The sequence below is a fragment of the Salinisphaera sp. G21_0 genome (assembly GCF_017744115.1).
Classification (GTDB): domain Bacteria; phylum Pseudomonadota; class Gammaproteobacteria; order Pseudomonadales; family Endozoicomonadaceae; genus Endozoicomonas.
This window is the reverse complement of record NZ_JAGHQW010000030.1, coordinates 54,310-75,353: the sequence shown is the minus strand read 5'-3', so window position 1 is coordinate 75,353 and position 21,044 is coordinate 54,310. Positions and strand designations below refer to the sequence as shown.

11 protein-coding genes and 2 pseudogenes are annotated in these 21,044 nt (G+C 51.4%); 6 read left to right on the top strand and 7 right to left on the bottom strand.

Features of this window, described 5'->3' with window-relative positions; translation table 11 throughout:
- The 4 genes and pseudogenes from J7439_RS15060 to J7439_RS15045 all read right to left on the bottom strand — a co-directional run.
- On the bottom strand, positions 1-1,428 hold a 1,428-nt coding region (locus J7439_RS15060; protein ID WP_209202806.1), incomplete at its 3' end, for an RING finger domain-containing protein.
- Between the two features lie 203 nt (positions 1,429-1,631).
- Positions 1,632-3,146, bottom strand: a complete 1,515-nt coding sequence (locus J7439_RS15055; protein WP_209202805.1) for an RING finger domain-containing protein — start codon at positions 3,144-3,146, stop codon at positions 1,632-1,634.
- Positions 3,147-3,344: 198 nt separating this feature from the next.
- Positions 3,345-4,820, bottom strand: a complete 1,476-nt coding sequence (locus J7439_RS15050) for a glutathione synthase (RefSeq protein WP_209202804.1) — start codon at positions 4,818-4,820, stop codon at positions 3,345-3,347.
- Between the two features lie 344 nt (positions 4,821-5,164).
- Positions 5,165-5,773 (bottom strand): annotated as a pseudogene (locus tag J7439_RS15045) (efflux RND transporter permease subunit); the annotation flags it as partial.
- 386 nt (positions 5,774-6,159) lie between these two features.
- On the opposite strand from J7439_RS15045, the gene J7439_RS15040 reads away from it, so the two are divergent.
- From J7439_RS15040 to tldD, 5 genes and pseudogenes are all read left to right on the top strand, one after another.
- A complete protein-coding gene (locus J7439_RS15040) occupies positions 6,160-7,083 on the top strand; it encodes a hypothetical protein (RefSeq protein WP_209202803.1) in 924 nt (307 codons plus the stop codon).
- Positions 7,084-7,131: 48 nt separating this feature from the next.
- Entirely contained in the window at positions 7,132-7,305 is a 174-nt protein-coding gene (locus tag J7439_RS15035) for a hypothetical protein (RefSeq protein ID WP_209202802.1), read from the top strand.
- 12 nt (positions 7,306-7,317) lie between these two features.
- Positions 7,318-8,079, top strand: a pseudogene (locus tag J7439_RS15030) (IS110 family RNA-guided transposase); the annotation flags it as partial.
- A 999-nt stretch (positions 8,080-9,078) separates the two neighbouring features.
- Entirely contained in the window at positions 9,079-12,807 is a 3,729-nt protein-coding gene (locus tag J7439_RS15025) for a M26 family metallopeptidase (RefSeq protein WP_209202800.1), read from the top strand.
- 169 nt (positions 12,808-12,976) lie between these two features.
- Positions 12,977-14,416: a metalloprotease TldD gene (gene tldD, locus J7439_RS15020; RefSeq protein WP_209202799.1), complete on the top strand. Its 1,440-nt coding sequence runs from the start codon at positions 12,977-12,979 to the stop codon at positions 14,414-14,416.
- Positions 14,417-14,443: 27 nt separating this feature from the next.
- On the opposite strand, the gene J7439_RS15015 is transcribed toward tldD, so the two are convergent.
- From J7439_RS15015 to J7439_RS15005, 3 genes are all read right to left on the bottom strand, one after another.
- Positions 14,444-15,106: an NUDIX hydrolase gene (locus J7439_RS15015; protein ID WP_209202798.1), complete on the bottom strand. Its 663-nt coding sequence runs from the start codon at positions 15,104-15,106 to the stop codon at positions 14,444-14,446.
- Between the two features lie 17 nt (positions 15,107-15,123).
- Complete coding sequence (locus J7439_RS15010; RefSeq protein WP_209202797.1) at positions 15,124-16,179, bottom strand: AI-2E family transporter; 1,056 nt, start codon at positions 16,177-16,179, stop codon at positions 15,124-15,126.
- 97 nt (positions 16,180-16,276) lie between these two features.
- Positions 16,277-17,770, bottom strand: a complete 1,494-nt coding sequence (locus J7439_RS15005) for a carboxypeptidase M32 (protein WP_209202796.1) — start codon at positions 17,768-17,770, stop codon at positions 16,277-16,279.
- An 828-nt stretch (positions 17,771-18,598) separates the two neighbouring features.
- On the opposite strand from J7439_RS15005, the gene J7439_RS15000 reads away from it, so the two are divergent.
- Positions 18,599-20,905 carry a hypothetical protein gene (locus J7439_RS15000; protein WP_209202795.1) on the top strand — a complete coding sequence of 769 codons (2,307 nt, stop codon included), beginning with the start codon at positions 18,599-18,601 and terminating at the stop codon, positions 20,903-20,905.
- Positions 20,906-21,044: the final 139 nt, after the last annotated feature.

Sequence of the window (21,044 nt, the reverse complement as noted above, 5' to 3'; positions counted from 1 at the left end):
CTCTGTACGGATGTGGTCGGGTTCATCAGGAAAGGCTTCATCAAACCCGCGTTTTTTAGCTGGTTGCGGTTTAGAAGCTTTTTCCAGTTTTTTGATGGCCAGGTCATTCCCCAACTCAGCCGCCTTGAGCAACCAGGCCTTCGCCTGGTCCAGATCTGCCGGGAAGTCCGCCCCACCATGCTCATACAGATGACTCAGGTGGAACATGGCCTCAGCGTTACCCAGGTCAGCCGCCTTGAGCAACCAGATTTTCGCCTGGTGCAGATCTACCGGAAAGTTCTCGCCACCATTCAGATACAGGGAACCCACGTCAAGCATGGCTTCAGCATATCCCAGCTCAACCGCCATGAGCCACCAGGATTTCGCCTGGTGCAGATCTTCCGGAAAGCCCTTGACACCTTCCTGGTACAGGTTGCCAAGTTTGACTGTGGCTCCAATATCCCCCAGCCCAGCCGCTTTGAACAACAGGAACCTTCCCTCATCCGGATCTGCCGGTAAGCCCTCTCCTCCCTCCAGGTACACCCTGCCCAGGTTGCCCATGGCGCAAGCATCCCCCAGTCCAGCCGCCTCACGGTACCAGTGCTCCGCTTTGCGCAGATCTACCGCGAAGTCCTCACCACCATAATGATACAGGTGGCCCAGATTATTCATGGCTACAACATTCCCCAGCTCAGCCGCCTTCAGGTACCAGCTCTCGGCTTTGTGCAGATCGGCTGGAAAGCCCTCGCCACCATCTGCATAGACGACGCCCAGGCCGCACATGGCTTTAATATCCCCCAGCTCAGCCGCCTTAAGGTTCCAACGCTCCGCTTTGTGCAGATCTATCGGAAAGCTCTTGCCACCATACACATACAGGTAGCCCAGACTGCTCATGGCTGAAATATCCCCTAACTCAGCCGCCTTGAGATACCAGTGCTCCGCTTTGTGCAGATCTACCGGAATGCCTTCGCCACCATTCTGGAACAGCCCCCCCAGGTTTCTCAGACTGATCGGGTCGGATCCTCCCCTTCCGGCCAGCAGCAGGGCAGCATCAAGTTGCTTATTGGCAACGGCCAGGGCCAGGGGAGTTTTACCCGCAGTTTGGCCCGCATCCACCTTCGCCCCCCGTTGCAGAAGGGCCTGGATGATCTTGATATCACCCTCCTTTGCCGCGTTGACCATCTGCTTCTTCCAGCCCCGGGGCAGGGGCAGGTTTTTCACCACCACCATATGTTTAATGACTTCCCGCCCGTAAGGGCAGGTCAGATGGTCTTTTGTCCAGCGGGAAAGGCACTTAAAGTGAAACTTATGCCCGCAGGGCTTGGCAATAGCGACGCTTCTGCCCACAAACTTCCGCTTTTTGGATGAGTAGAGGCCATCATGGCAGATCGGGCAGATTGGGGGCTCGGTGGGTACAACAACGGGTGCACTGGAGGGAACGCTGTTCATGCCAGGTAACGCCCTTACGTTTTTGGGATTGTTACTCTGACTGTGTTGATCTCAAAAATATCCCGCACCAGGTTCTGAAAATATCAAAAAACAGCTTTATAGATTTCATGAATTCCAGAACAGGTCAAAATATCCGAAAAAAAGCGGTTATACAGTTATAAAGTACACAATTTTATCGATGCAGGAGGTTTATAGATACAGATTCATTCAGGAAAGGCTTCATCAAACCCGCGTTTTTTAGCTGGTTGCGGTTCAGGGAGTTTTTTCAGGTTTCTCATGGCCGAGGCATCTCCCAGCCCAGCCGCCTTGAGAAACAAGGCTCTCGCCCGGGGCAGATCTACCTCAAAGCCCTCGCCACCTTCCCTGTAAAGGGAGCCCAGGTTGTTCATGGCTGAAACGTTTCCCAGCCCGACCGCCTTGAACAACAAGTGTTTCCCTTGCTCCGGATTCGCTGGCAAGCCCTCGCCACCGGACAAATACAGGAGGCCCAGGTTGTTCATGGCCACAGAATACTCCAGCCGAACCGCTTCCAGGTACCAGTGTTCCGCTTTGCACAGATCTACCGCAAAGTCCTTGCTGCCATGCTCATACAGGTAGCCCAGGTTGTTCATGGCCATAACATCCCCCAGCTCAGCCGCATTTAGGTACCATCGCTCTGCTTCATGCAGATCTACCTCAAAGCCCACGCCACCATGCTGATACAGTAAGCCCAGGTTGTACATGGCTGACTCGTCATCCAGCCTGGCCGCCTTGAACAACAGGAACTTCCCTTGCTCCGGATTCGCTGGCAAGCCCTCGCCACCTTCCAAATACAGGAAGCCCAGGTTGTTCATGGCACCAGTATGCCCATGCTCAATCGCCTTTAAGTACCAGAGCTCAGCTTCGTGCAGATTGACCGAAAAGTCCTTGCCACCATGCTCATTAAGGTAGCCCAGGTTGTACATGGATATGGCATCATCCAGCCTGGCCGCTTTAATGTACCATCGTTCTGCCTCACGGAGATCTACCGGAAAGTCCGCTCCACCTTGCTCATAGAGTTCGCCCAGGTTGTACATGGCAACAGTGTTATCCAGATCAGCCGCCTTTTGCAGCCAGTATTTTGCCTTGTGCAGATCTGCCGGAAAGCCCTCGCCACCATTGTTATAAAGGAGGCCCAGGTTGTTCATGGCTAAATCATTCCCCAGCATGGCCGCCTTCATATACCAGCGCTCCGTTTCATGCAGATCCACCTCAATGTCCTCGCCACCATCCTGGAACAGATCCCCCAGCTTGCACAGACCGATCGGGTCGGGTCCTCCCCTGCTGGCCAGCAGCAGGGCAACCTCAAGATGCTTGTTGGTAGCGGCCCAGGCCAGGGGGGAAGGCTCACCTGGCTGGCCTGCACACACGTCCGCCCCCCGGTTCAGCAGGGCACGGATGGTCCTGATATCGCCCTCCTTTGCTGCCGTGATCATCTGTTGCCGCCAGTCCGGGGGCAGGGTGAGGATTTCTACCTCTACATTCTCAATGACTCTGCGCCCCACGGGGCACGTCAGGTGACCATCGGTCCAGGGGGTAAGGCAGTTAAGGTGGAATTTATGTCCGCAAGGCCTGGCTATGGTGACGTGCCTGCCCGCAAATTCCGGGTCTTCAGGTCGGTAGAGATCATCGTGGCATATCGGGCAGATTGCATTCTCAGTGGATATGGCTTCTGCCGGACTGGAAGGAACGCTGTCCATGTAAGAGACTTTTTCACTTACGTTTTCTGGGTTGCTTACTCAGACCGGGGAAACGCCAAAAAGATCCAATAACCAAGCGCTAAAAACTCAAAAAAGGCCTACAGTTTGCGATACCTGTCGTGTTTTTTAACGACCGTGATGAGCATGAAGATTTGTACCTTGAGAAAAGACGACGATCACCAACTAAAGCGCCAATCTTCAGCGCACTAGGGCGTCAGAAACACAGGAGTTGCCAGGGGTGCGGGTGCATGCCAGTGAGTCCACCGCCCCCTGACCGCTATGGACCCCACCTTCAGAGGCTGTTGCAGGTTTGCTGCGTACCAGGTAACCGGCGTACCCCATATCACTGGTCAGGGAGTGGCCGTCCAGGTGCAGGGTGAACATGCCGATCTCACTGATCAGGTTATCTACCGGTTGTGCTTCACCATTTCGAACCACCAGTGCTTCATGAGAACGGTGTCGTGGATGCAGACGACGCATCAGTGACCAGGCCGAATACTCTTCAGACCTGAGGCTGCTCAGGCGAGGCAGGATATGATGGTCAAAAACACAGTGGCCGCCGCCTTCTCCCTGGTTCTTAAGCACCCAATCGTTGGTTTTCTGCCCGGCAAACCAATGGGCTGACTGATCATCCACTGGTCGCATCTCTCCCAGGAACGGCTTTACCCGTTGGGCCTCTGCCAGTGTCAGGCCAAACCGGGTCAGCTGTTCTTCGTTCATATCACAAAGCAGCATTTGTACCCGCTTACTGGTGGCCAGTTGCTGGCTGATGGTGGCGTTCACTGCCACCCGGTGCTGTTCAATAAGGATTCTGACCTTGCCCAGCTCGGAGCAACAGCGGACACCATCCAGATCATGGGCAACATAGTCGCAGTGTTGATAACCGGCCCGCAGGTAGATGGCATCGATACCGCCAAGCCCTTCCAGCAGCAGACGACTATTGTCTCCGGAAGTGAGCTGGTCGTATAGCTGGCGGAAGGTACGACGGACGGTTTTGACCCCCTCTTTCTGGATGGCTTCTTCCAGCAGGTGCTGGTCATAGACATTGCTTTCATCGGGCTGAACAACCATCAGGAACAACGGCTGGCCCTGTTCACCGGATTGGGAACGTACCATCGTCGCAGCGCCGGCAATACCCCTGGCCAGATGTTCTATGCCATGGTTTGGAATCATTTGAAGGTCATCTGCCTCGGACCAGGATTGAAAGGCCGCTGGCCACTGATACTGCAGATAATGGTGCAGCTCATGGGCCCGTTGACCAAAAGGCCCCATACCGGCAGCAATGCCATTAAATTCGATCAGTTTCGGGCCAGACTCAGCATCGTCCATAAAGTCTGTGCGCATCAGCAGCATGGGCAGCCGTCTGGCAGGCTTTGTGCTGCTGTGGATGTTCTGGTGCAGCTCCAGCAGGCTGGCAAAAAAGACATCACCACTGCACAGCGGCTCAATGGCATCCATAAGAAAACCATGGTCTTCTGAAACACCGTGAATCAGCTTGCCCATCAATGGCACAATGGATTTCAACAATTCAAAGCGTTCACGCCCGATCAGGGTGGGAGCAAAGCTGAAGGTACAGTGTCGTGCAGAATCTTTGGCGGTTTTTACCGCCATGCCGTGCATCAGTGACCACTCAATGGCGTCCTGAACGGCATAGTTGATTTGGGTGTTGTTCATCAGTGAATCCTCAGCCAACAGAACCGGTACCGGGTTGACATCAGTTTAAAAATAGAGACGGGGACGGACGGGAAAAGAGCTAAAAGATCGGTGAGCTGCCTTTAATCTGTTAATTACCTATGAAAAACCTTTCCGGGAGGGCAAAAGTGCCAACCGGTTTGTTTATTCCTTGAATGGATTGCCAGTAAACCTGAATTCAGGGCCATGACTTTAACGGTATAGCCCATTTTTTCCAAGTTCTTCCGGCTTTTGGCTGAGCTACCGGAACACCCTCGCCATCTTTTATGAGGCCAATGGTGGAAAAAATATTCGCTCCCGGCAGGAGCGAATATTCTTATCCGCTTTTATGCCGTTTCCACAGTCACTTTGAAGAAGGTGGCATAAAACAGTGGAATAACCACCAGGGTCAGAATGGTGGCAAACAGCAGACCAAACATAATGGTCACTGCCATGCTTTTGAAGAACGGGTCAACCAATAGCGGAGCCACGCCCAGTATGGTGGTCAGGGCACCCAGCAACACCGGACGGGCACGGCTGAGGGCGGCATCAATAATGGCATGATATGCCGGTTTCCCACATTTGATTTCCACATCCGCCTGGTCCACCAGAACAATCGCATTCTTTACCATCATGCCGATCAGGCTTAAAAAGCCCAGTATCGCCATAAATTCGAAAGGTGTCTGAAAGATCACCAGCCCGATAGTGACGCCCACCAGTGCCAGTGGTGCGGTCAGCCAGATGACCAGGGGCTGGCGCAGGGCGTTGAACATAAAGATGACCGACAGGATCATGGCGGCAAAACCATAAGGCGCAGAAATGACCAGCCCTTCATTGGCGTCCCTTGAGGCTTTGTATTCACCATACCAGGTCAGCTCGTAGCCGGGAGGCAGTTCAATCGCTTCGATTTTGCTGCGGATATAACTGAATGCATCCGCCGTCAGGATACCGGGTGCCGTTGCTTTATTTGCCCCGTTCTCACGCAAGGCGTGGAAATAGCAGAGTTCAAAGTTGAAAAAGCCGACGCGCAAAGTGATAAAAATCGAAAAAAACAAATATATTTTTCACGGCAAAAGGAATTGATGACGGCTTTATGTAGTCCAAAACAGTCTTACCAAAACTGAAATAACGAAAAAAAAACCATCTACCCTCCAAGCCGTGTGCCTTTGTTTTTTACTCATACGACAATGGCACTCTCAATGTCTAACCGAGACAACATTTATGGAGCAAATTGTGCAACCATTTTCTTCAACTCATGTACCACTGACAGATGTAACCAGTAATCCCTACCTTGACGAACCAGCAAAAACCAAACCCACAGGTACATTAGGAAGGTTTTCAGTTGCTGTCCAGTCAGGTGTTACCGCCTTCTTCAGCTCTCTCTCCCAATTATACTCCTGAGCATCAACGACACATCAACCAGCCATCTGCTCCGGTTGCCAATACGCTGCCTGCTGAAAATAGAAACGACAAAACAAGTTTAGTGGCGAATGTCTTACAAGCGGGCGGGTTGGCCAGCAAGGCACTTTCCTGCTGGGCACCCAATGTCAGTGCAGTGAGCGATGCGGTAGGAACACTCTGTTCTTCCTTTTACCTGGCTCATAGCCTGGACAATATGGCCATGTCTGGCAAGTCGGATAAAGGATCTACCAGCGGTGCGGAAAATGTGTCAACAAGCCATTCGCAAAAGATGACTGATAACAACCGGAAAGATGAAAAGCCGGGCAAGCCGGTAACTGCTTTTGGCACAACAAACAGTGTGTCCGGTCCGGCCATAGCAACTGTTACCCTGATGGCGATGGACCGGCTGGCAGGAGCTGCGGCTGAGTCCGATTTTAATAACACTACCTCGGACAACATGACACTGGGCGGCTCAAATCAGACTATCTCGACACCACCCAGCAACGCGACAAGCACCACGACAACTATGGCTACCTCGGAACCACCCAGCAACGCGACAAGCACCACGACAACTATGGCTACCTCGGAACCACCCAGCAACGCGACAAGCAACACGACAACTCTGGCTACCTCGGCGGAAGCATCAATGACATTCTCCGGCATGCCCCCGGCAACGGCACTGCCCATCACGTCGGCTGGAGTCCTCAGTACCGAGGTTGTCGTCAGCCTGGGTACAGCTTTCACGCTCCTTGCAGGCATTGGTCTATACCTTTTCTACCAATACCGTCATCGTCAGGGTGAGGCACAGCAACAAGCGGAACCCGAAGTACCTCTGGAACACTTAAGCCAGCAGGCCAATAACTGATTGAGCCCATTTATGCAGGTTATGCTGCCCGCATGGTGTGAAATAATCTTGAACAAAACGGATCTTGGCGTGATGACCAATATCTACCTCAGTCTGTTCCAGGGCATGCTATTCTGGCCCCAGGTGGTTAAGGAAGAACCGGTGCCTGAAGGCAAAGCGCTGGAAGAAAAAGTTGAGATTGTAGTGTCAACGGTGTTGGGTGCCTGTGCCAGAGTATCATAGCGCCGGGATCGGCGAACAGCAGTATGGGTGCCTGATAAGGCTCAGGAAGCCATGCGGGACCTCACCCGTGCACGGGATGACATGAAAGGTCAGGAGCGCAAGGCCCGACAACAGCTCAACGCCTTTGTCCTTCGCCATGGACACAGTTGGCCAAAAGGGAAAACTCGCTGGACACAAAGCCACTTCAACTGGCTTGAGTCCATGAGCTTCGACCAGAGCTGGCAGCAGATTGTCTTGCAGGAATATGTCGATGCCGTCAAAGCAGCGACCAAGCGGGTTGCAGGCATGACTGACCAGATCATGAAAGCATTGCAGGACTGGAATCTGTCACCTGTCGTTGATTCTCTGGTGGCGCTCAGGGGAATCGACAAAATTGCTGCTACAGTTTTGCTGGCAGGGCTGGGTGATATCAGTCGCTTTGACTCTCCCCGTCAGTTAATGGCCTTTCTCGGGGATGAACACACCAGTGGCGACAAAAGACGACAAGGTGGCATTACCCTGACAGGCAACAGCCATGCGCGACGAATGCTGGTTGAGTGTGCCTGGAGCTATCGTTTCCCAGCAAGGCAGACAATGCATTTGAAACGAAAGGCGGTCAATGCATCCGAAGAAGCGAAAGCTATTGCATGGAAGGCACAGAAGCGACTGTGTGGTCGATACCGTACACTGACACAGGCGGGCAAGAATACCAAATTTGTCTGTGTTGCCATTGCCCGGGAACTGGTTGGGTTTATCTGGGATGTTGTACGACAAGAGATGTCTAAGGTGGCTTGAGCGAATTTACGGGTATTCAGGATAAAAGCGGTTAATCAGGAGGTTGTTCAGACACGTTGATTCAGGGCATAGCTGGCCGGTGTGGAGAACCCTTGACCGGGCTATACAGGTACCAGCCAACGGGATAATCCCTAACGGGCATTCCTCGGCTGATGATCCCTGATCTTAGACAAAGGCCAGCTCCGCGACGCAGTGAAGTCCGGTGGTAACCAATCCACGTATATCAGCATGATCCACCGTCGCAATCTGCTGGCTATGCCTTGAACCAACGTGCCTGAAATTAATTTGGGAGCCAGGGGTTGACAGGTCAAAACATATCAGCCCGGATATTTCATAAACGTGCTGCCGCTCTCGCTTGTCCTTTGCCGCTCTGAGGGAGTTTTGCTCAGTCGACCGGACTCCCCGGTACGGCGCTCCCTCACAAAATCCCTCAGAGCGACAAAGTCCCGCGCGAGATTCGGGGCAGTTTATGAAATATCCGGGTTAGGTAGGAGGAAAACTATTTCCTGAAGTTGTTTTCGGGAGGCTTATAACTCAGAAGTCAACTTTTGAGTTTATAGTATTTGCGTTAGATAAATGTAAATTTCGCAGTGTACGTGTCGTGTTGCTTTATTTGCCCCGTTCTCACGCAAGGCGTGGAAATAGCAGAGTTCAAAGTTGAAAAAGCCGACGCGCAAAGTGATAACAATCGAAAAAAACAAATATATTTTTCACGGCAAAAGGAATTGATGACGGCTTTATATAGTCCAAAGCAATCTTACCAAAGCTGAAATAACGACAAAAAGCCATCTAGCCTCCTAGTGCAGGAAAGCGCTAATACACGCACACCCCGTTCATCCTGAGTGGAGTCGAAGGATGGGAGCACCGCACTTCGACTCCGCTCAGGATGAACGGTATGGATATCAACGCTTGCCTGAACCAGCCGTATGCCTTTGTTTTTTACTCATACGACAATGGCACTCTCAATGTATAACCGAGACAACATCTATGGAGTAAATTGTGCAGCCATTTTCTTCAACTCATGCACCACTGACAGATGTAACCAGTAATCCCTACCTTGACGAACCAGCAAAAACCAATCCCACTGGTACATTAGGAAAGTTTGCAGTTGCTGTCCAGTCAGGTATTACCTCCTTCTTCAGCTCTCTCTCTCCCAATTATATTCCTGAGCATCAACGACAAACCAGCCAGCCAACTGCACCGGTTGTCAGTACGCTGCCTGCTGACAATAAAAACGACAAAACAAGCCTGGCGGATAATTTCGTTCAGGGGGTTGGGCTGGCCAGCAAGGCACTTTCCTGCTGGGTACCCAATGTGAGTGCAGTGACCGATGCGATAGGAACAATCTGTTCTTACGTTTCTCTGGCGAATAGCCTTGATAATATGGCCGTGTCGGGAAAGTCTGGAAAGTCAGGTAAGGAGCAAGCCAGCGGTTCAGAAAATGTGTCAAAACACCATTCGCAAAAGGTCACTGATAAAAAACAGGAAGATGAAAAGCCAGACAAGCCGGTAACCGCTTTGGGCACAGCAAAACGTGTATCAGGTCCGGCCATGGCATCCGCCACCCTGATGGCGATGGACCAGCTGGCGGATGCTGCGGCCCTGCCAGCAGAAGGCAGGCCCGGGGCCTGGAACAACCCGATACCCGTTGAGGATAGCGCAACACTGGGCAAAATCGGCCGTAACGATAGCTATCCCATGGATGCTCACTATCAGCAGACTCGAAGCTTCAGCCATAACACCAGTGTTCCGGTTGGCAGTGACAGCAGGCCATTTCAGGGCCATTACGACGGTGGGTGCCATACCATATCTGAAGCATCAGGACGAAAACAGAACAGACCGGTCAACCGTTGCGGAAGCAGCATGTCCGGTGCCGCTGCTGCGACCCTGGCAATGGTCGCTCTGGACAGGCTCTCCGGTGCGGCTGCTGTCCCCTCTGCTGGAACACCGGGCTCACCGGACAACCCGATACCGGTGGGTGATAGCGAAACCCTGGGCAAAATTGGTCAGGATGGCTTCCCCCCTGACGCTTACTACCGCCAGACAAAAACCTTCAGCCATAACAGCAGCGTGTCAGTGGGGAATGATGACCATCCGTTCACCGGCCATTATAACGGTGACTGTTATACCATCAGTGATTCCCGTCGCTGCCTATTCCACAAACTAGGGCGTTATTCCGAGGTCCGCGACCTGCGCGTGGCCAATGCCAATATCAATAATACGGATAAGTTTTCAGCGGCACTGGCCTGTGAAATGGAGGGAAAATCAACGATACGCGATGTCCGGATCGAGGATAGCCGCATCATCAATAATAGAGAATCTGAACGGTTTGACCTAGCGTGTACCGGTGTCATTACCGGACTCCAGCAAAAAGATAGCGTGGTCGAGAGGGCCGAGGTGAAAAACAGTTCGGTCTCCACCTCAGGGGACTATTCCGCAGCAGGAATTGGCGCAGGTATAACTGAGGGTAAGATGCATCGCCTGAACGTGGAGGAGGCTCTGGTCACAACCTCAGGTTCACACTCAGATGCCGGTATCGGCGCTGGCGCAATGGAAGGACAGATTGAGCAGCTGACGGTTTCGGACAGCCAGGTGGAAACCCGGGGCAGCCATGCGCATGCGGGGATTGGCGGGGGTGAGGTCGATGGTGTTATACAACATCTGACGGTGTCGGGGACTAATGTCACCACCGACCAATATGGTGCAGATGCCGGTATTGGCGGAGGAATGGTAACCGGGAATATTAATAACATAACGGTGGTGAAGAGCGAGGTCACTACCAATGGCAGCCTGGCTTATGCCGGTATTGGTGGTGGGCAGGTTGGCCACTTCCGGCCCGGGCCGTTTGGCGGAGGCACACTTCGTAAGGGTTCCATCAATGACCTGGTTGCCCTGGAAAGCCACGTGAGAACCGAAGGAAATTTCGCCTCTGCCGGCATTGGCGGCGGGTATGTGCATGACCGGGTCAAAGGAACTACCGCAGTTAACTGCACGGTCTCAGCCCGTGGCAGGGGTGGAAATGATGGTGCTGCCATTGGTGCAGGCTTCAACACCGGCAAGGTGATCAATACCCGTGCAGTGGAGTGCACAGTCACCACGGATACTGGCGATAATGCTGGCATCGCTCACGGTGGTTTTGGTAGAGGCGCTGTGATTGAGGATGTCCGGTCACTCAACAGCCGGGTTAATAGTAAATTGGTCAATGTTGGGAATCTGACGATGCCGGGTTTATGCCGCACTGCCGACCCGCGTTTAGTCACCAGTGACTGTCAGGAGCATCCGGGTCCTGTTATGGATAACCCCTGGAATTGCTCAACAACGCCATTAATTGCGAAACGTGGGTCTGTCTGGAACCCTATTCCGATAAACGACAGCAAAACGTTCAATAAAATCGGCCTGGATGCTGATTATCCACCCGATGCCCACTACATCCAGACCGGTGATCTGGAGGGTTCTGAACTGAATAATGATAAAACTGTCGTTTTTTCCGGCCATTATGATGGACAGAAGCGTATCATTGATCAGCAAACAATGTGTTTATTCCCGGACCTTCGGGGCAGCGTTAACAATCTGCAAGTGGTTAATGCCCGGGTATCGGCAGAAAACGAAGCCGCAGCGGTGGTCGCCTGCACCATGGACGGCACCAGCCGGATCGGGAATATCAAGGTTGTCAACGCCAGCGTAACCATTCACGGTGATTCCCCGGCAGAGGGGGGTATTATTACGGCACAACAACTCAGCAGGGAAAGCCGCATTGAAAATATTGAAGTACACAACTGCACCGTTGAAACAAGGGGGAGAGACCAGCTTGCCGGTATGGTCGCGGGTGAGATCCGGGGGCAGGTTGATGACGTTACGGTACAAAATAGCCGGATAAGTACCCAAGGTTACAAAGCCCATGGGGGGATCGGAGGTGGGCTTATTAATGGCAAACTCAGCCATCTCACGTCGGTATGTAACAACGTGGAAGTCTCTGGCTCTGACGCTTTCGCGGGCATTGGCGGTGGCCAGATTGATCCTCGGGGTGAAGTCCGGGACCTGACGGCGATTAACAGTACCGTAAGAACCATGAGCGACGGTGCCAATGCCGGAGTTGGTGCCGGATACATAAGCCATGCCGGGAAAGCAAACACTATCACTGCACTGAACTGCCGGGTATTCACCATGGGCAATGGTGCCAATGCCGGAGTCGGTGCCGGTAAAGTTGGGCGCTATGGTGAACTCAATGCCATAACCGCCGTAAACAGCGAGGTGATTGCGGTTGGTGGAAATAGCAGTGCCGGTGTCGCTGCCGGTGTCGCTGCCGGCGGGTTTGCAGATAAATCCGATGCGAGATTGACTGATATCAGCAACGTAAACACCCGGGTTAATTTTCAGACCTACAGTGATACCAATATCAGCGCCGATACACTCTGTGCCTCAGCTGACCAGCATTTTGTCAGCTCCGATTGCCAGCTGAGTTCATCATTACCCGATGGCACATGCCCAATAACAACACCGATGACAACATTTACGGGCATGCCCTTAACCCTGCCCACGTCATCAACAATGGCTGCGGCTGCACCTGCCATTGCAACAGGCCTGAGCACTGGCGCAATTGCCGGTATTGCCGTCGGCGTTACTGCCGTGGTTGCCGTGGCCGGTCTTGGTGGTGTGTGTCTCTATCGCTACTACCATCGGGAAAAAGAGTCTGAACCACAGCAACTGCTGCAATTGGGTGATATATAGTTTCTCAAAAGGCTATTTTCGGATTTCAGCCTCCTGGAAATTTAAAACTTCCCTTGAGTTATCCCGTTCTCAGGGAGTAGGCTTGCAATAAGAATAAACCAGTGTGAAGCCACGCTGCTGACAAAACGTGCTGCTGACAAAAGCGGTAACAAAAGTGGTGACAAAATCTATGACCGATATTATTACAACAGCCCGCGACCAACTGCTGACTCCAGCCAATATCGGCGACAGTGAACTCAGCAGGATTCTGGATAACATTCTGGGGCACAATGTGGATGCCGCTGACCTCTATTTTCAATCCATGCGCCATGAGTCCTGGGTGCTGGAAGATGGCATCGTTAAGGAAGGCAGTTTCAATGTCGACAGCGGGGTCGGTGTTCGTGCCATGAGTGGCGAGAAGACCGGTTTTGCCTACTCCAATGAAATTATTCTCCCGGCACTGGAACAGGCTGCCGGTGCCGCCCGAAGTATTGCCCGGGTCGGTCAGCAGCAGCAGGTTCAGGCATGGCAGCGCAGCCAGCCACTGTCGCTCTACGGAACCGCTAACCCTCTGGATTCTTTAACCAGTGAAGATAAAGTTGATCTGCTGAAAAAGCTGGACCAGGAAGCCCGCAAGGCCGACCCCAGTGTGAAGCAGGTGACAGTGAGTCTGGCCGGTGTCCATGAGGTGGTGCTGGTAGCCGCCTCCGATGGCACGCTGGCGGCGGATATTCGCCCGCTGGTTCGTTTGAATGTCAGTGTTATTGCCGAAAAAGAAGGGCGTATTGAGCGTGGATCTGCCGGTGGCGGCGGTCGGGGTGACTACCTTCAGTTCCTGCTGAACGACACTGGCCTTGAGTATGCCCGCAAAGCCGTGCGCCAGGCGATGACCAACCTTGAAGCAGTGGCGGCTCCGGCAGGCTCCATGCCGGTGGTATTAAGCGCTGGCTGGTCCGGTGTGCTGCTGCACGAAGCGGTTGGTCATGGACTGGAAGGTGACTTTAACCGCAAGGGTTCGTCTGCCTATGCTGGCCGGATTGGCGAACGGGTAGCTTCTCCACACTGTACCATTGTTGATGACGGTACGCTGGGCGGTCGTCGTGGTTCCATGAATATGGACGATGAGGGAGTCCCCACAGAAAGCACCGTCCTGATTGAAAATGGCATTCTCAAAGGCTATATGCAGGATAAGCTGAACGCTCGTTTAATGGGCGTTGCACCCACCGGTAACGGACGTCGTGAGTCGTATTCTCACCTGCCCATGCCAAGGATGACCAATACCTATATGCTGGCTGGCAAGCATGACCCTGAGGAGATTATCAGTACCGTTAAAAAAGGCATCTATGTGGAAAACATGGGTGGTGGTCAGGTAGATATTACCTCTGGTAAGTTTGTGTTCTCCACCAGTGAGGCCTGGTTGATCGAAAATGGCAAAAAGACCGTGCCAGTCAAGGGCGCAACCCTGATTGGTAATGGCCCTGATGTGATGAACAAGGTGTCCATGGTCGGCAATGACCTGGAACTGGACCCGGGTGTAGGGGTCTGTGGTAAGGATGGTCAGTCTGTTCCGGTGGGTGTTGGTCAGCCGACGTTGAAGATTGATGAAATTACCGTGGGTGGTACGGCTTAATATTCTCTGCGGATTGTGCCCATCGTTTCAGTCAAAAACGGTGGGCAATTCCCGTTTATTTTTGTGTTCCAATAATAATTGGATATCTTCCGGCAAGGTTCTTCCCCCGGAAAGCTCCGGCAGATCGTCAATATCAAAAAAGCCGATATCAGAAATTTCAATATTCTCTTTTGGGGCTCCACCGGTCAATTCGCAGAGAAAAATCAATTTGTAGATATGATAGGGGCTTCTTGGGCGGTAGGGGTGTTGCTGGGTATCCCGAACAGCTACCAGCTTTAATACCCTGGCGGTATAGCCGGACTCTTCCACAATTTCCCGCTCGACCCCATAAGCGGGAGGTTCACACACATCGCCCCAGCCGCCGGGCAGAGCCCAGCATCCATCAGAGCGCTCTTTGACCAGCAGTATTTTATTATCGAGGAATACGCCACCACGGAGGTCAATCTTCGGGGTGGCGTAACCATGATCCGGCAGAAAGTAGTCGTTCACTTTTGCCGTGGGGGCTCCGGTGAGCAGTGCCGTCATATCATGGGCAATAGCCTGTAATTGCTGATATCGCTCAAGGTCAAACTCACCTCTGGAGAAGGTGAGTCCATTCTGGGCAATGGCCCGGATCTTTTCTGCCCAGTCGATCCATGGATTTTTATCCGGGGCATTCTTTTTCAGATCAACGTCAGGTTTATCAACCATCACCGGCTCCCTTTTAATCAGCTGTTCTTCTGTTCGTGTTGCTCTGCACTGTCGTCAGGTCCTAACAGAATAGCCATGTTCCGCCACTGTCTGGAAGATTCCATCATGATTTTAATAAACATGGTCAGCGGGACGGAGAGAATCATCCCTACAGGCCCTAACAACCAGCCCCAGAAGATCAATGACAGAAAGACGACCAGGGGCGACAATCCCAGCCCTTGTCCCATAACGTTAGGCTCAATGATATTACCGATAAACACGTTTATCGCCAGGTAGCCTGCCAGAACCAGCATGGCATCGCCATAGCCAAACTGCAGCAGTGTCAGCAGAATACCGGGAATAGCTGCCACGATGGAACCGACATTAGGGATAAAGTTAAACAGAAAAGCGACCAGCCCCCAGAGCACATAAAAGTTCACCCCTTTCGCCCAGAGCATGGTGCCAACCAACAGGCCAGTGATCATACTGATCAGCGTTTTCAGGGCCACATAACGATTAAATGAGTGGAGAAAGCGGCGCATGCTCTGTAATTCATGGTCCGGGGATGACAGGGCTATGCGCAGCTTACCCGGCAGCAGGGGAGCTTCCAGCAGCATGAAGATGGTGGCGATTAAAATCAGCAGGGCAAAACTCATGGTACTGCCGAGTTTGCCAAGCATATTGGTCAGCAGACTGACCAGCGCCGATGGGTCAAAGGAGTCCATAAAGGTTTTCAGGTCAACACGGATATTTTTCTGTGCCAGGAAGGCCTGAGTCCTGTTAAACGACTCAGTTAGCTGTTCACGATACCCGGGCAGTGCGGCAGTAAACTCCTGAACCGTGCTGGCAACATTACCCAGGAATAACAGGGCGAAGATGACAAAGGCTGTTAAGGTGAACAGGATTCCGACGATTCGGGGGACCCTGAACCGCGCCAGCAAATCAACCACAGGATTGGCCAGCAAGGCAAGCAGGGCAGAAAGCAGCAGGGGAATAACCAGTGTGCTGCCCAGTTTGATGCCCGTTATGATAATGATCAGTGCTGCCAGCCCCTGAAATATATGACGGACATGTGTCGTTTTGATGCCCCGCATCAGGTTAACCTCGATGATAATAATGGAGAGATTCAGTGGATTTCATCATAGTTAACCCGTGCGTGCTATTGATGAAAATGCTATTTATCAAGGCCTGTCAGCCAAGATACCTTTCTTTCAGGTGTTGTTGGAAATAACTGGCCGTTAATGGCTCGCCGGTCGCCCTGGTCATCAGTTCTGCCGTGGAATACTTTCGTCCCTGTGACCAGATGTTGTGTTTCAGCCAGTCAAAAATGGGTGAAAGGTTGCCCTGTTGAATCAGCTCTGCAATATCCGGCATGGTTTTTTTCCGGGCGGCAAACAGCTGGGCTGCGACCATGGCTCCAAGGGTGTAGCTCGGGAAGTAGCCGAACGACCCCATGGGCCAGTGAATATCCTGCATGCAGCCATTCTTGTGATCACCGGCTACATCCAGACCCAGGTAATCCTGCATTTTCTGCTGCCAGAGTTCGGGGATATCATCCACCTCGATGTTCCCTTCAATCAGGTCACGCTCGATTTCATAGCGCAAAATAATATGGGCCGGGTAGGTGATCTCATCGGCATCAACCCGGATAAAGCCCGGACGAACCCGTTTGTATATTTTTTCCAGATTATCCAGTGCCATAGCGGGCTGTGACGTGCCAGCGCAGAGGTGTTTGACGATCAATGGCTGGATCAGTGACAGGAATTCGCTGCTGCGGCCCAGTTGCATTTCAAAGAACAGGCTCTGTCCTTCATGGATTCCCATGGAACGGGGGAAGGCAATGGGGAGTTCACGGTTCTGTTCTGGCAGATTTTGCTGGTAGCGGGCATGGCCGGTTTCATGGATGATGCCCATCAGTGCTTCCACAAAGTTATCTTCTTTGTAGCGGGTAGTCATCCGGACATCTTCGCTGACACCACCACAAAATGGGTGAGTACTTACGTCCAGTCGGCCATGGTCAAAATCAAAGCCGAGCAGTTTCATCACCTCCAGTCCCAGTGCCTTTTGCCTGTCGATTGGGAAGGGTCCTTCAGGCTGAATGATGTTCACCGAAGACTGGCGATCCAGGGCATCCTGAATATAGCCTGGCAGCCAGGTTTTCAGGTCACCAAACAGCTGGTCAAGCTCCCGGGTATTGACGCCGGGTTCATAAAGCTCCAATAGGGCGTTGTAAGGGGAAACATGGCTTTTTTCTGCCCGAACAGCAGCTTCCTGGCGGGAGAGGTTAACCACCTCTTTCAGATTTCTGGCAAAACCCAGCCAGTCATTTGCGGGCCGCTGGCTGCGCCAGGCATGTTCACAGTTTGTGGATGCAATGGTTTTGGCTTTCACCAGATCATCAGGAATGGCACTGGCCTGTTGCCATTCAACCGCCATCTCTGCAATGGATCGGATGGTGTCTGGATTGGTTTCCTGAGCCTGTGCTTCCTGCAGCCAGGATGCCACTTCAGGTGCCGTCAGCAGCTGATGCAGAAGGGTGTTCAATTCCGCCAGCGCTGCACCACGGGCCTGATTGCCGCCGACAGGCATCATGGCGGCCTGGTCCCAGCCAGCGATAGCTCCCAGATGGGAAAGGTGATACATCTGCTGGAATCGGCTCACCAGATTCTCATAAGCAGTGGTCATCGTTGAACTCCATAAACGTTATTATGAGGTCCATTGTATGACGTGATAGTTCACAGGGACAGGCTGCTTTCCCCTATTGATAGAAAAGCTGATAAAAAAGCCGATAAAAAAAGCCGGTAAAAAAGGGCTCCACCGGGAGGTTAATTAAGTCCTTATTTTTTCTCAGTGATTTGAGGCGTATATAACTGCTCGTTTTTGATCTGGCCCGGGTCAGGTTGCATAGATAGGGAACAAAAAAGGCTTTTCGTTGTCCAAGTTAAGAAATATTCGCGATTATAAAAGGTAATGGTTATGGAAAGTATAAAGCCTTCTGCTGTCAGTGCACCTGATGTGGTAAGGGATGAAAATCAATTACCGGCAGCAGCCATAACCAATAATGCCAGCAAGACCATTGACTCCGTCGGTCCGAATGTTAGTAAAAGCAGCAAAAAAACACCCATGGAATACCCTGCTGCAAAAATGCCTGACAAAAGCCTGGCTAAGAGAAAGGTTATCCGTCATGAAGAATCATCCAAAGTAAAAAGTTGTGAAGAATTACTTTCTTTTTGCGTCAAGACTTTCAGAGATATGAAGTTTTCCTATGACTTAGGTGGCTTTACACCTAAGTCAATGAAAGATCTCGAGATTATGGAGCATTTTCGAGAGGATGTTGCTCTTTTTGAGGAGATGGTGACTAATGAAAGAGAGAAGGTGGGTAGAAAATCACGTGACCGAACAATTGCAAGAAAAAAATATGAAAAATATGAATTGCTTAGAGATCAGTTGTTTCTTTTGAAACAAGAATACTTCGCTCTGTGCCACAAACGCTTCAGACCTGTATCTCAAATAGTGTTAGATTTACACTATTTGTCGTCATTGCGTTATGGTGATGAGCCAGACGTAAACCAAATAGCACGTCTCGCAAAAAAGTATGGACAAACCATCAGTAGTAGCGAGCAGTTACTGTCGAATGCTCTCAATGGTGATCGCTTGTCACAGCACTGGCAGGTCTTCATGTCACAATCCATGGAGTTTCTGAATGTCTGTGCCGATATGGCCATTTTGAATGGCCAGATCCCGATCAAGCCTGATGGTCTGCTTGGAAAGGATGCGTGTATGCATAAACGGTATATTGACCTGATATCCGGTATCAATGACACAGTCGGTTTGTCTCTGATAAAAACCCTGGATGATGCTGTCAATCACTATCCACATTTGAAAGAAAAAGCAGACCTGAATCGTGGATTAGGTTCTGACGTTAAAGGATTCAGCAATTGGTTAAATTCAGCGTCGAACAAAGAAAAGCCGTTCGAGTGCTATGAAGTTACCCAGGTGATACAAATGATCAGTGCTTCACTGTGTATTGGCGAATATGACACAGCAAAAAAGCTGTTAAGCAAGTTTATCGAACTGATTGATGGTAAATATGCTGGCAAAAATGCTGACCTGGACGATATCGAATTGTTGTTTTATCTTGCTTCGAAGGCGTTAGCGTGCCTGGTTTGCATCAACTTGTCAGACATTGACAATAATGATCTTAAAAGTATCGAAGCAAGCAAAAAGTTGTTTAAAGACGTGACGCAAAAGGTTAAGCAGACGTTTTCCCTGTCTGAAGCTGAGTGCGCAAATCTTGATGAGTGTTTTCAAAGATTCATAGAAGGGCCCTACAGAGATGTTTTACTGATGCACGCCCTGAAGGCAGAAGAATCTGCCAGGCAATTAAACCTTCTGATCAGTGAAGAAGAATCAGAGAAAACCAGGAAAAAACAGGAGATCAGGGGGAAGCTTAAACGAAAAATGACCAGGGGCTATGGTTACCGGAAACCGGTGGAGCCAAAAGCACCTGTACCCGCTGCTCAGTCGACACCCCGGCAAGATTCACAAACCCCACCACGGGAAACACCTTTGCCACAGGGGGTGCAGGATGCGGTAAAGGCGTTTATTGCTGATCGACCAATGGCTGAGGTCATGGCAATGATTCAATCGGTGGTTGATGATCCCGAGAGTACGCCAGTGGTTAAGGCTGAGTCTTATTTCGCTCTTGCTGATATGCTTGACAGAAAAATAAATAAAGAATTCAACCGGTTTATTTCTCATACGTCCTTCATTTATTCCTATGCGCAGTTAATTCGAGCAGGTGTTATGCCATCGTATGATTTGGGTGTGGAATTCAAAAAGGCCATTCAGGACGTTACTGATATAACGAAGATTTGTGGTTGGCTTGACAGTGTCAATGATGTGCTGAGCACCTTGTCGGGATTAATTCTTCGTACTGATGGGCTGGACAAGGAATTTCTGGATGAGCTGGCATCTTTGCATGAGCGTGTCAGGGCAGAGGTAGGGCTGGTTAGTGAGATTGAAGCCACTTTTGCAGAGATAAAACTCATCTGGAGAGACCGGTTCCAGTTTTTGAAAAGAAACAACAAGTTGCCAAAAGGTCGAAGAAAACCTGTACAAGATCGGCAAGGTCAATCGGAAATGGCCACCTTCGATCTGTCAACATTGCAAGAGGTCTGGGGTAAACTGAAAAGTCAGGTAGCCCCGTTGAGAATGACACTGGAAAAAACCGGGGAGGAAATGGACAGGCATCTTATGTCCAGACCGGCAGCCTGTGAGCAATGGGAGGCTGGCGGTGACGATGATTCCTCACTTGCAGCCAATGATGATTCCTCACTTGCTGCCAATGATGCTTCCTCACTTGCTGCCAATGATGATTCCTCACTTGCTGCCAATGATGCTTCCTCACTTGCAGCCAATGATGATTCCTCACTTGCTGCCAATGATGATTCCTCACTTGCTGCCAATGATGATTCCTCACTCACTACCAATGATGAACCGGAGGTGCCTTCTGCGCTTGTCAGGCAGCAGGTTCAGCGGGCGCAATTAGCAGGCAGTTGTTACGGGCCTGAATACTGGTCAAAATTTACCCCTGAGGACTGGTTACCAGGCAGTGAGTTGCCCGACAGACATCCACTGACACTGATCGCCGAGGCATTGCACAGACCTCTGTCGGTCAGGGCTGGTGGGCAGCAATGGTTAATTAGTGAAGATGGCACAGCAACCATCAAGCCCGGAGCCATTCCGAAAAATTCGCTGAACCTGACGGTTGATGAACTGGCCGATCCACTGACGCCTTATAACAGCCGTGCTTTATAAATAATACTTTTCTTGAGGATCCATACTTGTGAGCAAGATTGATAGGACTCATGCCTGCATGCCAGTCCTGTATTGCTTTAAATCGAATTTTTTCTCTATGGGAATCTGAAACCGACGGCCGTCAAGATTCTTCATTACT

What these genes read in the sequence shown, in the direction of transcription:
- J7439_RS15055 (WP_209202805.1), bottom strand. Translation starts at nt 3,146, where the DNA reads ATGGACAGCGTTCCTTCCAGTCCGGCAGAAGCCATATCCACTGAGAAT.
- J7439_RS15005 (WP_209202796.1), bottom strand. Translation starts at nt 17,770, where the DNA reads ATGACCACTGCTTATGAGAATCTGGTGAGCCGATTCCAGCAGATGTAT.
- J7439_RS15015 (WP_209202798.1), bottom strand. Translation starts at nt 15,106, where the DNA reads ATGGTTGATAAACCTGACGTTGATCTGAAAAAGAATGCCCCGGATAAA.
- J7439_RS15010 (WP_209202797.1), bottom strand. Translation starts at nt 16,179, where the DNA reads ATGCGGGGCATCAAAACGACACATGTCCGTCATATATTTCAGGGGCTG.
- tldD (WP_209202799.1), top strand. Translation starts at nt 12,977, where the DNA reads ATGACCGATATTATTACAACAGCCCGCGACCAACTGCTGACTCCAGCC.
- J7439_RS15050 (WP_209202804.1), bottom strand. Translation starts at nt 4,820, where the DNA reads ATGAACAACACCCAAATCAACTATGCCGTTCAGGACGCCATTGAGTGG.